Origin of the sequence: Sphingomonas sp. Root720 (assembly GCF_001428605.1) — a bacterium.
In the GTDB taxonomy this organism is placed as follows: Bacteria; Pseudomonadota; Alphaproteobacteria; order Sphingomonadales; family Sphingomonadaceae; genus Rhizorhabdus.
On sequence record NZ_LMID01000001.1, the window covers coordinates 311,935 to 326,171 of the forward strand.

The 14,237-nt window shown below is 63.5% G+C and carries 11 protein-coding genes; 5 read left to right on the forward strand and 6 right to left on the reverse strand.

Going from position 1 to position 14,237, the window contains the following annotated elements:
* Complete coding sequence (locus tag ASE22_RS01465; protein ID WP_235538112.1) at window positions 1–2,196, reverse strand: TonB-dependent receptor; 2,196 nt, start codon at window positions 2,194–2,196, stop codon at window positions 1–3.
* A gap of 650 nt (window positions 2,197–2,846) precedes the next feature.
* Between ASE22_RS01465 and ASE22_RS01470 the strand changes: the two genes are divergently transcribed.
* From ASE22_RS01470 to ASE22_RS01485, 4 genes are read left to right on the forward strand one after another with little or no spacing between them, the layout of a single operon-like run.
* A complete protein-coding gene (locus tag ASE22_RS01470) occupies window positions 2,847–3,812 on the forward strand; it encodes a fumarylacetoacetate hydrolase family protein (RefSeq protein ID WP_056601328.1) in 966 nt (321 codons plus the stop codon).
* A gap of 46 nt (window positions 3,813–3,858) precedes the next feature.
* Window positions 3,859–5,130 carry a spinster family MFS transporter gene (locus ASE22_RS01475; RefSeq protein WP_056353984.1) on the forward strand — a complete coding sequence of 424 codons (1,272 nt, stop codon included), beginning with the start codon at window positions 3,859–3,861 and terminating at the stop codon, window positions 5,128–5,130.
* 21 nt (window positions 5,131–5,151) lie between these two features.
* Complete coding sequence (locus ASE22_RS01480; RefSeq protein ID WP_056353988.1) at window positions 5,152–6,264, forward strand: CaiB/BaiF CoA transferase family protein; 1,113 nt, start codon at window positions 5,152–5,154, stop codon at window positions 6,262–6,264.
* 49 nt (window positions 6,265–6,313) lie between these two features.
* Window positions 6,314–7,861, forward strand: coding sequence for an acyl-CoA synthetase (locus ASE22_RS01485; protein ID WP_200933259.1), 1,548 nt, complete (start codon window positions 6,314–6,316; stop codon window positions 7,859–7,861).
* Between the two features lie 46 nt (window positions 7,862–7,907).
* Here the strand turns inward: ASE22_RS01485 and ASE22_RS01490 are convergent, their stop codons facing one another.
* From ASE22_RS01490 to ASE22_RS01510, 5 genes are read right to left on the reverse strand one after another with little or no spacing between them, the layout of a single operon-like run.
* A complete protein-coding gene (locus ASE22_RS01490) occupies window positions 7,908–9,035 on the reverse strand; it encodes an acyl-CoA dehydrogenase family protein (protein WP_056353991.1) in 1,128 nt (375 codons plus the stop codon).
* Window positions 9,036–9,058: 23 nt separating this feature from the next.
* Window positions 9,059–10,246: an acyl-CoA dehydrogenase family protein gene (locus ASE22_RS01495; protein ID WP_056353994.1), complete on the reverse strand. Its 1,188-nt coding sequence runs from the start codon at window positions 10,244–10,246 to the stop codon at window positions 9,059–9,061.
* Window positions 10,243–11,001, reverse strand: a complete 759-nt coding sequence (locus ASE22_RS01500) for an acyl-CoA dehydrogenase family protein (protein ID WP_056353997.1) — start codon at window positions 10,999–11,001, stop codon at window positions 10,243–10,245. Before ASE22_RS01500 ends, ASE22_RS01495 begins: the two co-directional genes overlap by 4 nt.
* Window positions 10,998–12,146 carry an acyl-CoA dehydrogenase family protein gene (locus tag ASE22_RS01505; RefSeq protein WP_056354000.1) on the reverse strand — a complete coding sequence of 383 codons (1,149 nt, stop codon included), beginning with the start codon at window positions 12,144–12,146 and terminating at the stop codon, window positions 10,998–11,000. Before ASE22_RS01505 ends, ASE22_RS01500 begins: the two co-directional genes overlap by 4 nt.
* Window positions 12,147–12,192: 46 nt before the next feature.
* The gene (locus ASE22_RS01510) at window positions 12,193–13,275 is read right to left on the reverse strand and encodes an aromatic ring-hydroxylating dioxygenase subunit alpha (protein WP_162248277.1); all 1,083 of its coding nucleotides are present in this window, start codon (window positions 13,273–13,275) and stop codon (window positions 12,193–12,195) included.
* A 143-nt stretch (window positions 13,276–13,418) separates the two neighbouring features.
* Here ASE22_RS01510 and ASE22_RS01515 point away from each other — a divergent pair, with 143 nt between their 5' ends.
* Complete coding sequence (locus ASE22_RS01515) at window positions 13,419–14,237, forward strand: crotonase/enoyl-CoA hydratase family protein (RefSeq protein ID WP_056354005.1); 819 nt, start codon at window positions 13,419–13,421, stop codon at window positions 14,235–14,237.

Here is a 14,237-nt window from a genome sequence, read left to right on the forward strand (position 1 = left end):
TCAGTAGTCGAAGTTCAAACGCAGGCCGACCGTTCTCGGCGAAGCGTAGACCTCGCGCTGGGTGAAGCCGGTGACGTTGATCACGAGCGTCCGGTAGCGCTTGTCGAGCAGGTTGTTGCCGAAAGCGCTCAGGCGAAGCTGCGGCGTGATCTTGTAGGCCACCATCGCCTCAAGCAAGCCGAGCGGCTTCTCGATCGAGTTGAGATCAGTCTTGTTGTTGTCGGCGGCATGGAAGAAGCGCGACCGCCAATTATAGCCGACATGCAGCGAGAAGGGATCCACATCATAGTCCGCCGCGATGTAGAAGCTGTTCCGCGGTGCGAACTGCATACGGTTTCCGCTGAAGTCGACCGTCGCGTTGAACACATAGTTGCGATATTTCGCATTGAGATGTGAGTAGTTGGCCGTTAGGCGCAATTCTGGCGTGATCTGGAACTGGGTTTCCAGCTCGACGCCCGTTATGCGGCTCTTGGCAGCATTGTTGATGACATTGATGCTCTGACCGTTGACGGTGATGAAACGCAGCGTCTGGAGGTCGCTATAGTCCATCCGGAACACCGCGAGGTTCGCGCGGATGCGGTTGTCCAGGAAGCGGCTCTTGATGCCGACTTCATAGGATTTCACATCCTCGGGCCGCACCGTCTGACTCGCCGAAAGAGGCGTCAGCGCATTATACTGGAAGCCGCCCGATTTGTAACCAGTCGCGAAGGATGCATAGGCCATGACGGCCGGGGTGAACTGATATTTGACGGACGCGGTGGGATCGAACGAAGTGAACGTCTTCGTCGGCAGGCTGAGCTGATAGGGAATGAAGATCAGCGGTCCGCGATCATTGGTAAGCTGATAATCCGCCTGCTTCCGGTCGCGGCTATAGCGTGCGCCCGCCGTCACCGTAAGCTGATCGGTCGGCTTCCAGTCGATCTGTCCGAAGGCGGCATAGCTCTTCGTATCTAGGTCGAAATCGACGCGCCGGTTCAGAGTGCCGCCCGCCAGCGCGCCGTTACGGCTGCTGGGTCCATAATAGTTCGTATCGAAGCGACGGACCTTTTCCTGACCATAATAGAGGCCAACCAAGCCGCTAAACTGGCCGAACGTGCCGGTTGCGCGCAGTTCCTCAGAGAATTGCGACGATTTCTCGCCGATATCCGAATTGAAGAAGAACTGGTTCGACGCATCGGCATCATAGAATTCGTACAGGCTGTTATGCTGATAGGCCGTGATAGAGGTGAGGTCGACCCTGTCGAGCGACACGTTCAGCGTGGCCGATCCGCCGGGTTGCCGCTTGCGCAGATAGGACGGATCGTTGCCGATCAACGTGAACGGATTGTCCGGATAATCGGGCGACACCACGCCCGGCGCCAGCGTCGTCACCGGACGCGTATTGTTGAAGTCGTTCATGTGCAGCGCGAGCGGCGTCGCATTCTGCCACTTGTAGAAGGCGTCAAGCTTCAGGCTGGCATTTTCGCCGAGATCGAACTTCAGCTTGCTGTCGATGCCCCAGTTCTTATTGCCGCCGCCGCGCTGGCCGGGAATGGTGAGGTAGCGCGCCCAACCTTCACGCTGGCGATAGACGCCCGATATCGAGCCATAGACCCCTTCGCCCACTTGGCCCGAGATCGAACCGGTGGTGCCATAGAACCAGTCTCCGCTGGTTTCGCCACGGCCGACCTCCGCCATGGCGCGCGCCCGGAATTCGGGCCCTGGCTCGCGGGTCGTGACCGAAATTGCGCCACCGATGGTGTTCTTGCCATAGATCGTGCCCTGCGGTCCGCGCAGCACCTCGATGCGATCGACGTCGAACAGGTCTAGATCGAGGCCGCTTAGGCGGGCCTGATAGACGCCGTCGACGAAGATACCGATCGACGTGTCGGTGCCTGGATCGAAATTGCGGTTACCTATGCCGCGGATATAGACGAACGGGATCGAGGCATCCGCCTTCTCGAAATACAGATTCGGCGCCTGGCGACTGACGTCGGCCAAGCTGATGCCGCCCGCGCGTGCCAGCGCATCGCCCGTCACGGCAGTGATGGAAACTGGAACCGCCTGCAGCGATTCCGAACGCTTTCTCGCGGTAACGACGATATCCTGAATGCTGTTCGCCGACGGCGCTTCGCCCGCCGGTGCCGCCGCGGCCTGCGCCAGCGCAGCCTGCGGACCTAGCAGCAAGCTGCCGACCGCCAGCGTATATAGGCTCACCCGCACAAAGTGATTGGTGCTTTCCATAGCTATCCCCTCCCCATTCCTTCATCGCGAGCCTCGTTTGTGCTCGCCTTGCTGGGACATTGAGAATGACAAGTCCTCATTAGCCGAATGCCCCCCTTCACGGGTGGTGGCCGCAATCGACATGTTCTGCAGTTGAGGATCCTACCCACCAATCGAAATCGCGCGATATTCGAAACCCGGGAAGCGGGATACGCCAAAGTCCAGATCAACATCGCGCGATTGACCAGTGTGAGGGAGGTATCCATGACGATGTAGCAACCGTCGACGATCGCTATTCTCGGCGCGACAGGCCTTACGGACGCGCGCTGGTCCGTAATTTCACGCGCGCGATGTTAGACGAGATCCTGTGGCGTTCGCCCATGTGCGCGGCGGACGCCGCGGCTTCGAGGAGCGTCAGATTCAGGAGCTGATCGCCATGTTTCGTCATTCTGATCGGCGTGGACTGGTCGGAAACGGCAATGTCCGCCGCATGATATTGCAGCGTAAACCCGCGATTTGGACTTTGCAGCCCGCGCGTCGCTTGCCACCTGAACCAGGCATCCTTTGCAGCCACCCGAGCAAGGGGGGGAAACCGATATCGCCCTTGTTCAGACACGGTGCGATCAGCGAGAGGAACGCCAAAAATGCGACTTGTCACCTACCGCGCCGGCGGATTTCCAGCCGGCAGACTGGGCGTGATGCTGGATCGGCAAGGCCTTGTGCTCGATGCGCAGGCGGCGCACCAGCGCAGCATTGGCAGCCCGCATCCGCATTTCGGCTCGATGCTGGATCTGATCGAGGGCGGCGATGCGGCGCTCGCGGCGCTGCGCAGCCTCGTAAAGGCGCATGACCCGGCCGATGAGGTAACGCTCGCCGGCACAGGCGATCTACTAGCGCCCATCCCGCTTCCTCCCCAAATGCGCGATTGTCTGTGCTTCAAGGAGCATATCGTCAACGCGATCGACCGCCGAAACCTGATCGATGGACGGGCTGAGCGCACGCCTGAGCAACACGCGAAGATCGATCATTTCTTCAGTACGCGGCCCTATTGGTACAAATGCAACCGCTTCGCCTTCGTCGGGCCCGATACCGTCGTGAAATGGCCTCCCTTTTCGTTACGGATGGATTACGAACTCGAAGTCGCGGTGGTGATCGGAAAGACCGGCCGCAATATCTCCAAGAACGATGCGAACACCCATATCTTCGGCTACACGATTTTCAACGATCTGAGCGCGCGGGACGTTCAGCCCGATGAAATGCTGGCGCTGGGCCCGGCCCGCAGCAAAGATTTCGATGGGGCCAACATCATCGGCCCATGTATCGTCACCGCCGACGCATTCGATCCGATCAACGCGAAGATGACGTCGCGGATCAATGGGGTCGTACAGGGAGGCGGGGTGATGGGATCGATGCAATATTCCTTCGCGGACCTAATCGCCTTCATCTCGATGAGCGAGACGCTGCACGCGGGCGAACTGCTCGGCTCGGGTACCATCGGCACGGGTTGCGGGCTCGAAACCGGCCGCCTGCTCGAAACTGGCGATATCGTCGAGCTTGAAGTCGAAGGCATCGGCATCCTGCGTAACCAAATCGTGGCGACGCATGGCTGAGGCCGCGCAGCCATCCGCGCGCCCTCAGGCTTATCAAGGCCTGAAAATGGCGGTTTTCATCCTGCTGCTCTGCCAGATCATCAGCTATGTCGATCGCAGCGCGGTATCGGTGCTCCTGCCGGAGATCAAAAAGGAATTCGGCGCTAGCGATGCCGAGCTCGGCCTGCTGAGCGGCCTCGCCTTCACCGCATCCTATGCGCTGGTCGGCCTGTGGGTGGCACGCGTGGCCGATCGGGGTAACCGGCGGAACATCATTGCGCTTGCCGTCCTGGTCTGGAGCGTGATGACGGCGCTCACCGGCGGCGCCACCAGCTTCCTGATCTTACTGCTCGCGCGGATCGGCGTCGGCGCCGGGGAATCGGGCTGCGTGCCGCCCACCCATTCGATGTTCGCCGATATGTTTCCGCTGAAAGAACGGGTAGCGGTCCTGTCCATCTATTCCGCCGGTCAGCCGCTCGGCGCGATGATCGGCCTCTCGTTAGGCGGCTGGCTGTCGCAGATCGTCGGCTGGCGGGAAACCTTCTACATCTTCGGTGTGGCCGGGGTGCTGCTCGTGCCGATCGTGCTGATGTGGGTTTCGGAGCCGCAGCGCAGCCACTCCGCGGCCGCGCCCGGCTCCTCCAATATCTGGGCCGATCTCAAGCTGCTCTTCGGTCGGAAATCCTACGCCTACCTCCTCGCCGGTCTTGCCTTTTCGGGGTTCCCGGTGGGCGGCCTCGTCGCATGGCTACCCTCCTTCTATGCCCGCACTTTCCATGTCGGCGTGGGAGAGATCGGCACCTATTTCGGCCTCGCCTACGGGATCGGTTCGATGACCGGCATCCTGATCGGCGGCCTGATCGCGACGCCGCTCGTCGTCAAGGATACGCGCTGGGCACTCTTCATCCCAATCGGCGGCTATATCGTCGCCTCGCCCTTCATATTGGCGTCGCTATTCGTTCCGTCCTTTCACCTCGCGGTCGGCCTGCTGTTCATAGGCTTCGCGATCCTCACCTCGGGCTTTGGATCGGTCTATGCCCTGATCCAGACGGTCGTGCCGTCCACCCTGCGCGCGCTCGCCGTGGCGCTCACGATCCTGGCGTCGAACTTGATCGGCGTCGGCCTCGGCCCGGTCGTGGTCGGCACCGTAAGCGATATAGCCCAGGCCAACGGCTTTGCCGACGCGCTGCGGATCGGCCTGCTGGCCGGAATGCTCTTTTACCCGTTCCCGCCCGTTTTCTACCTCTTCGGTACCCGCCACGTCGCCGCCGACATCGCATCCGAGCAGAGCAGCAGCGCCGCTGCCTTGCCGGCGGACATGCGCCCTGCGGCCGCCTGACCCATTCAAGGAAAAATCGTCATGTCTAAAGGACCATTGGAAGGACTGCGCGTAATCGAGTTCGCCGGCATCGGCCCGGGGCCTTTCTGCGCCATGCTGCTGAGCGATCTCGGCGCAGAGGTTTTGCGAATCGAGCGCCCGGAGATGCCCCGGCGCACTGCAGCCGAAGTCACGCGACGCGGGCGTCCTGTCCTCCGCCTGGACCTGAAGGATCCGGCGGCGGTCGATACCGCGCTCGGGCTCGTCGAGAATTCGGATGCACTGATCGAGGGATTTCGGCCGGGCGTGATGGAACGGCTTGGGCTCGGGCCGAATGCGTGCCTGAAGCGCAACCCGGCGCTCGTTTACGGCCGGATGACCGGCTATGGGCAGACGGGCCCGCTCGCCCAGCGCGCCGGCCATGACATCAACTATATCTCGATCTCGGGTGCCCTGAGCGCGATCGGGACGACCGATCACATTACGCCCCCGCTCAATCTGGTCGGCGATTATGGCGGCGGCGCGATGTTCCTCACGGTCGGCCTGCTGGCAGGTGTCTTGCACGCCCGCACGACTGGCACCGGCCAAGTGGTCGATGCCGCCATGAGCGACGGCGCTGCCGCCCTGATGAGCCAGATCTACGGCTTCCTGGCCGATGGGCGATGGCAGGATGAACGCGCTACCAATTTTCTTGACGGCACCGCGCCCTATTATGGAACCTATCGCTGCGCCGACGGCGAGTTTCTCGCGGTCGGCTGTATCGAGCCGCAATTCTATCAGACCTTCTTCGAGCGGATCGGCGTCGCCGCGCCTTTGGACGAGCGCAACGATCGATCGTGCTGGCCTGCACTGCGGTTGCGGACGGAGGCAGCGATCGCGGGCAAACCTCTTCAACACTGGGCGGATATGTTCGCCGATGTCGATGCCTGCGTCGCACCCGTCCTGTCGATGCGCGACGCTCCGAACCATCCGCACAATATCGCCAGGGGGTCGTTCACCGTCGTCGACGGCGTAACCCAGCCGAGCCCCCTTCCCCGATTCTCGGTAACGCCCGGCGCGATCCAGAAACACGATGGAGACTGCCGCGACATCCTCGCCCGTCGGGGGCTGTCGCAGGAAGGGATCGCCCGTCTTTACGCCGCAGGTGCGCTGTGACCACAGGCCTGCATGCCCCCTGCCGAACGGAGGACACACCATCATACGCATGACGCAAGGCGTGCACCGTGCGGCCAGGCTCCGCGGGGATGTTACGGCGACTGTCTATGGCAACAGACGGCGCATATGGCGCGAGGTTGCCGATCGGATCGCGCGGCTGGCGGCCGGCCTGAAGAGCCTCGGGCTCGATCCCGGCGATCGCGTGATGATCATCGCCCAGAACAGCGATCTCTATATCGAGGCGATGTACGCGATCTGGTGGGCAGGCGCCGTGCTCGTCCCGGGCAATTATCGCTGGAGCGCCGGCGAACATCTCTTCGCGATCGAGGATTGCGGGGCACGCACTATCCTGCTGGGCCATGATTATCTGCCGCTCGCCGATTTGCTCCGCAAGACGATGCCCGAGGTCACGATCATCGCCCTGGACGCGGCCCTCGAAGAGACCGCCGGAATGGCCACCAGCGAACAGCTGATCACCGACAACGGCGCGGTGCCGGATGTGTGCGGACGGGGCGATGCGCTGTGCGCCCTCTTCTACACTGGCGGCACGACCGGGCGATCGAAAGGGGTGATGCTGTCGCATGAAAATTTGATGTTCAGCTTTTTCGCGGTGCAGGCGACCGTTCCCCTTCCGCCCGATCCCATCTTCCTGCACCTCCCCCCGATGTTCCACGTCGGCGGCGCGGGCGCGGTAATCGCCAACACACTGTTCGCGGGAACCCATGTCATCCTGCCGGCCTTCAGTCCGGCGGCGCTCGTCCAGACCATCGAGCGGGAGCGCATCTCGGCGGCCCTGATCGTGCCGACGATGTTCCAGATGCTGCGCGAGCATCTGGCCGATCATCCCTGCGATCTCTCGTCGATGAAGCTGGTTCGCTACGGCACCGCGCCGATCTCCGAAAACCTGCTGCGCCACGCGATCGCGATCTTCCCCAATGCCAGCTTCATGCAGGGCTATGGCCAGACCGAACTGGCCCCGATCGCCACGATCCTGGAGCCACGGTTTCACGGGCGCGACGGCAATCTGCTACTGCGATCCGCCGGCCGCGCGGCGCTGGGCGTCGATGTGAAGATCACCCGGCCCGACGGTACAAACTGCGGTCATGGCGAGGTGGGCGAGATCAGAGTCCGGAGCCCGGGCCGGATGATCGGCTACTGGAATCAGCCCGAGCTCACCGCCGAAACCATCGTCGACGGCTGGGTGCGCACTGGTGATGCCGGCCATATGGACGAGAACGGCTTCCTCTTCATCGTCGATCGCCTGAAGGACATGATCGTGTCGGGCGGCGAGAATATCTTCTCGTCGGAAGTCGAAAACGCCTTGAGCAGCCATGCCGACGTCGCCGAATGCGCGGTGATCGGCGTCCCCGACGAACGTTGGGGCGAACGCGTGCATGCGATTGTCCGGCTCAAGCCCGGCGGGTCCGCCGATGAACATAGCCTCGTCGCGCATAGCCGCACGCTGATCGCGTCATACAAATGCCCCCGGACCATCGAATTTCGGCAGGAGCCGCTGCCGCTCTCACCGCAAGGCAAGATCCTCAAGGCGGAATTGCGCAAGCCCTTCTGGGAAGGGCGCACGCGTCTGGTCGGCTGAAGGCGCGCCCCGCATCCACGAACCGTCAGCGGTGCCGTGCAGCCGATCAGTAACCTCGCCGCTTGGCGATCAGGTCGGCATGAAAGGCCGCGTCGCCGAACAACTCCGCCAGCGTCCGCGCCCGCTTCATGTAGAGGCCGATGTCATAGGCATCCGTCATGCCGACGCCGCCATGCATCTGAACACCCTCCTTGACGGCAAGCATGGCCGCATTGCCCGCCATCGCCTTGGCAACCGAAACCGCGATTGAGGTCTCAGGCGATCGATCGTCCAGCGCTTGCTGGGCCTTGAGCACCGCCGATCGCGCCACCTCGATCTCGGCATAGAGATGCGCCGCGCGATGCTGCAGCGCCTGAAAGCTGCCGATCGGCACATCGAACTGGCGACGCTCCTTCAGGAAAGCCAAAGTCAGCGCCTGGGCCCCTTCGGCGACACCCAGCAGTTCGGCGGCGGCTGCCGCCGCGCCGACGTTCAGCAGCCTTACGATCGGCCCGATAGCCTGATCCTCTTCGCCGATCAGGCTATCATGGCCGATCATGACGCGTTCGAATGCGATATCCGCCGCGATGCCGGAGTCGACGAGACGCACCGGCGTGCATATCAGGCTTAGCGCGCCACCGGGGACAGCGAACAGGCTGAGCCCATCATGGTCGCTCGCGGTGCCGCTCGTTCGGGCGGCGACGATCAGCAGATCGGCGACATGGCCATGGAGCACGCAGCGCTTGCAGCCCGACAGGCGATAGCCGTCGGCCGACCGCTCCGCGCGCAGGCCGATCTCTCGCCGGTGCTTGGAAAACTCTTCGAAAGCAAAGGCAACGACAGCGTCACCGCGCGCGATTTTCGGCAGCCACTGCTCGGCATGCCGGGATGGGCCGAGAAGCTCGGGGGCGAGCACGGCGCTCGACAGATAGGGCGACATCGAAAGATTACGGCCCATCTGCTCCAGCACGATGCCCGCATCGACATGACCGAGGCCCAGCCCGCCATGCGTCTCGGCGATCAGGACGCCGAGCAGCCCTTGCCTGGCAAGCTGCCGCCAGAATGGCGGTGTGAAACCCGGGGGGTCGCCGCCGTCGCGCAGCGCGCGCACATCGGCCGGCGAGGAATGATCCGCCAGAAAACCTCCGGCCATCTCCCGAAGCATGATTTGTTCGTCGTCGAGCAGGAGCGGCATTCAAGCTTCCTTCTGATTCGAGGTCACGCGCTTGGCAGGTCGAGGATGCGCTTGGCGATGATGTTGAGCTGGATCTCACTCGTGCCGCCTTCGATCGAGTTGGCCTTGGTCCGCAGCCAAGCCCGCGGGACGAGGCCCTGCTGCGATCGATCGCTGTCCCATTCCAGCGCGGCGAACCCGCCCGCCGACATCGCCAGTTCATGCCGGGCCTTGTTCAGCTCGGTGCCATAATATTTCATCATCGATGGCTGGGCCGGATGGGCCCGGCCGGCGGTCACCTCATCGCGGTTGCGCTCGGTCATTGCCAGAAACGCCAGTTCGCGAACTTCGAGGAGCGCGATTTCGGCGCGCAGCACCGGCTCGCGCAACCGCCCCGCATCGTCCAGCCCGATCTGCTCGGTCGCCTGTGCGGACAGGCTCTTCACCTGATCCTTGCCGAGGCCCATATTGCTGATCGATCCTCGCTCATGGGTGAGCAGATATTTCGCGACATCCCATCCGCGATTGAGTTCACCGACCAGGTTGCTTTTCGGCACCGACACATTGTCGAAAAAAGTCTCGCAGAACGGCGAATAGCCACTGATCAGCATAATCGGCCGCGTCGTGATGCCCGGTGACGCCATATCGAACAGCACGAAGCTGATGCCGCGATGCTTGCTCGATCGGTCGGTCCGCACCAGGCAGAAGATCCAGTCCGCCTGATCCGCATAGCTCGTCCAGATTTTCTGGCCGTTGACGATGAAGTGATCGCCGGCATCGTCGGCCGTCGTCGTGAGGCTGGCAAGGTCTGAGCCCGCATTGGGTTCGGAATAGCCCTGGCACCATCGTATCTCGCCGCGGACGATCTTAGGAAGATGCTCCAGCTTCTGCGCCTCCGTGCCGAAATGCAACAGGGCCGGGCCCAGCATGGAGATACCGAAGCTTTTCAGCGGATCGCGTGCTTTGATCCGGGCCATTTCCTCGCGCAAGATGATCACCTGCTCGGGCGATAGCCCGCCCCCGCCATAGGCGGCCGGCCAGTGGGGAACGGTCCAGCCCCGCGCAGCCATCCGGTCCAGCCATTGCTTCTGCGCTGGGCTGCTGGGCGCGAAGTTGCGGCCGCCCCAGCAGATATCGCCTTCATCCAGAACCGGCTGCCGCATCTCGGCCGGGCAGTTCTCCTCCAGCCAGGCACGGGTTTCATCTCGAAACAGATCGAGTTCACCCGTCATGCCAATCTCCCGTCTGCATGTGAAATGTCGGTGACGATCGACACCATGTCGACGTCGCTTTCGATGATCGCCATCCCGAGCCGTCCGGCCCAATATTCGTCATGGCCATGTGCGCTGCGCCACAGCCTCAGGCTCCGCGCCAGTCCGCCCAGCGCATATTCGTCGCTGATCCCGATCGCGCCATGCAGGCCGTGCGCCGTTGCGATCGCGACGACGGACGCTTCGCCCACCCGGATCTTGGCGATCGCGGCCGATCGCGGCTCGATGCGGTAGGGCACGCCGCGAAAGGCGATGCCGGCGGCCATGCGGGCGGCCACCATCTCTTCGGCGAACACCGCCATCTGTTGCTGGACGGCCTGGAATTGGCCGATGCTGCGGCCAAACTGCTTCCGCGTCTGGACATAGTCGAGCGTCAGTTCGAACAGGCGCTCAATCGCGCCGGCCATCAGCCCGGCCGTGACGGCGGCGGCCAGCGGCCGGGCCGTGGACAGGACGGCGCCGATCGCCTCGGGCGCACTCGCCGGATCGAGATAGCGCGCGACCATCCTCTCGGCGATCGGCTTGCCTGCCCCGCGCCGGCCCAGTTCGAGCACGAGGGGCAGAAACTGTTCGAGCGACAGGCCTGCCCCGCCCTCCTCCTCGCTGCGCAAAACATCGAGAAAGCCGGCCTGCGCAATGGCGTCGTCGAGGCTTCCGGCGTCCGTAGCGTCGAGAATCCTCGAAAGCTGTTCCAGCAGAATTTCGTGGATCGTCATCGTAGCCCCAGTCCGCGCGCGATGATCCCGCGAACTATCTCGCGCGTGCCGCCACGCAGCGAGAAGGATGGGCTCATGCAGCTGATATAGTCATGCACCGCCAGCAGCGCGTCGGACGGCGGCTCTTCGCCGCGCGCCATCGCCTGCCCGATCAGCTCTGGCATGCTCTGCTCGAACGATGTGCCTAGATCCTTGACAATCGAAGCCTGCAGCACGGGGCTCTCGCCCTCCTGCAATCTCGCCGTCGTCGAAAGCGACATGGCGCGCAGCGTCACCAGTCTCGCCGCGATCCGCCCGATTAGACGGTGGTCGGACGCGTCCGCAGGGCCATGCCCGCGCACGCAACGCAGCCATTCGTCGATCAGAACCGTGGCGGAATAGATCCGTTCAGGCCCGCTGCGTTCGAAGGCAAGTTCGGCGGTCACCTGCTCCCAGCCCTCGCCCTCCTGTCCCAGCAGGGCATCCTCATCCAACTCGACATTGTCGAAATGGACTCCGCTGAAATGCTCGTCTCCGGCAACGTCCCTGATCGGGCGAACCTCGACCCCCGGCGTGCTCATCGGGATGAGCAGTTGCGACAGGCCCTTCGCCCTGTCTCCGACCGCGCCGCTGGTGCGGACGAGGGCGATCATATAGTCGGCGGACTGGGCGTAGGTGGTCCAGATCTTCGAGCCTTCCAGCCGCCACCCCCGCGCCGTCTTTTCGGCGCGCGACGTGACGCTGGCGAGATCCGAACCCGAGCCGGGCTCGCTCATCCCGACGCAGAAAAACGCCTCCCCACGGCATATGGCGGGGACGATACGGCGCTTCTGCTCTTCGGTTCCATAACGCAGGATCATCGGCGCGCTCTGGCGCTCCGCCAGCCAGTGTGCGGCGACGGGCGCGCCCGCCGCTAGAATCTCCTCCAGCAGCACGAAGCGGGCGAACTGGCTGCGCCCGCCGCCGCCATGGCTGGCGGGCAAGGTAATGCCGATCCAGCCCTGCGTGGCCAGCCGGCGGCTGAAGGCGGCATCATGCCCGAGCCAGGACCGCGCCCTGACCTCGGGCGGGAAGTTGGCGGATTCCCGTTCGAGGAAGGAGCGCACTGGCGCGCGCAGCGCCTCGTCCTCGGGGGGAATTTCTGCGGGAAGGAAACCGTTCAGCACGGCAGTTCGATATCACGCGCAGCGGTGCGGATGAACGCGAGCGCCATCAGCTGAGGCTTTCGGTCAGCGCGTCCGACGGCCCGGCCGGGCTTTTCTTCAACGCCGCCTGCTCCTGCTTGATCAGCTTGGCCAAGGCGCGTCGCGCGGTGAGGCCCGCCGCATCCGTCTCCAGGATCGCCGGCTCGAGCGCGAAGAAGTCGCGCCCCCGCATCGCGTCATGCACCGCGCGGATCATTGGTTCGTCCTCGTCGACGAAGGCCTGCCGGATGATGTTCGCCATCGATTCCGACAGTGCCGGGTCGTCCAGCCGCCCGTTGCGGCTGAGCGCATAGAAATAATGGCAGCTCGTCTCGGTCTCCGGCACGATCAGGTGGACGCTCGGCATGCGGCTGCCGGTCCCCCGCGCCATGCCGCGGTCCGTCATCGACAGATCCAGAACGAGGTTCGATGGCAGATGGAGCGAAATCGGCGAGTAGATGTCGCCGATTTCGCGATCGGTCCACAGGCGAAGCAGTGGAGACGGCGGCGTTCCTTCAACCGAATAGTCCGAAGTGATCACGCCATCTTCGACACTGAATTTGTATTTGAGCTTGCGATCGCCCCTCAACTTCGGATCGACGCCGACCGAATTCGGATGAAGATAGGCCGCATGGGTCAGATCGAGCAGATTATCGATGACGAGTTGATAATTGGAATTGATGTGCAGATAGCCGCTGAAACCAGCCCAGGCCTGGGTGTCGGTCAGGAAGTCGAAGCTCAATATGTCCGATGCATTGGCATGTTCGGGGTCGCCCATCCACACCCAAATAGCGCCGCTGCGATCTTCGACGGGATAAGGTGTCAGCCTCGCGCGTGGCGGCACCATGCCCTTGCCATGGGGATTGTGCGTGCACGCGCCGTGCGGGTCGAAGCGCAAGCCGTGATAGCCGCAGATGATGTCGTCGCCGTCGACCTTGCCCAGCGAAAGGGGTGCGAAGCGATGCGGGCATATGCCGGTCATCGCGACGGGCACGCCGTCCGCGCGGCGATAGATCACCAGATCCTCGTCCAGGATCCGGATACCCACGGGCCTGGACGTCAGATCTTTCGACCAGCTGGCGCAATACCAGGAATTTTGCAGGAACGGCACGGCGTCTTCTTCCTTCCCTGAGAACAGCGGGCCTGCGGTAGGCGGCCTCGATCATGTTTTTGGGCATATGGCAGGGCCGCCTCCCCCCCACCCCCCTCCACGGGGGGGGCCGCAATCCGCGGATCGCGGGACATTCCAATGCCATGAGCGAATGTCAGACAGCAGCCGAACCGGTGATCTACGAACAACGCGACGGCATCGTCACGCTGACGTTGAATCGCCCCGACCAGCGCAACCCCATCTCGGATTCCGACATGATCGAGGCGCTGCTCGCCGCGATCGCGCGTCTCGATGCGGACGAGGCGGCCCGCGTCGCGATCCTCACCGGTGCCGGCGCCGCCTTTTGCTCAGGCGGCAACGTCAAGAAGATGGGCATGGCCGGCGGGGTCAACGATCCTCTGCCTGCACGCACGCGGCGCAATTATCGCACCGGGATACAGCGCTTGCCGGCGGCGTTCGCAGCCATGGAAATCCCGGTCATCGCGGCCGTGAACGGCCCCGCCATCGGCGCGGGATGCGATCTCGCTTGCATGTGCGATCTGCGCATCGCGGGCAGCAGCGCCCGGTTCGTCGAAGCCTTCGTCAAGCTCGGCCTCATCGCCGGCGATGGCGGCGCCTGGCTGCTCCCGCGCACGATCGGCTTCGCGAAGGCGGCTGAAATGGCGCTGACCGGCGATCCGGTGGGTGCGGAAGATGCGCTCGCCATCGGTCTTGTGTCGCGCGTCGTCCCGGATGCGGACCTGATGGACGAGGCGCGCAAACTGGCGATGCGCATCGCCTGCAATCCTCCCTTTGCTGTCCGCATGACGAAGCGCCTCCTCTGGCAGAGCCGGGAAGCCTCGCTCGACCATTCACTCGAAATGGCGGCGGCAATGCAGGCTCTCGGCCACGCGACGCGCGACCATGTCGAAGCCATCGACGCGCTGCAGCAGAAGCGCGCGCCCCTTTTTACCGGATCCTGA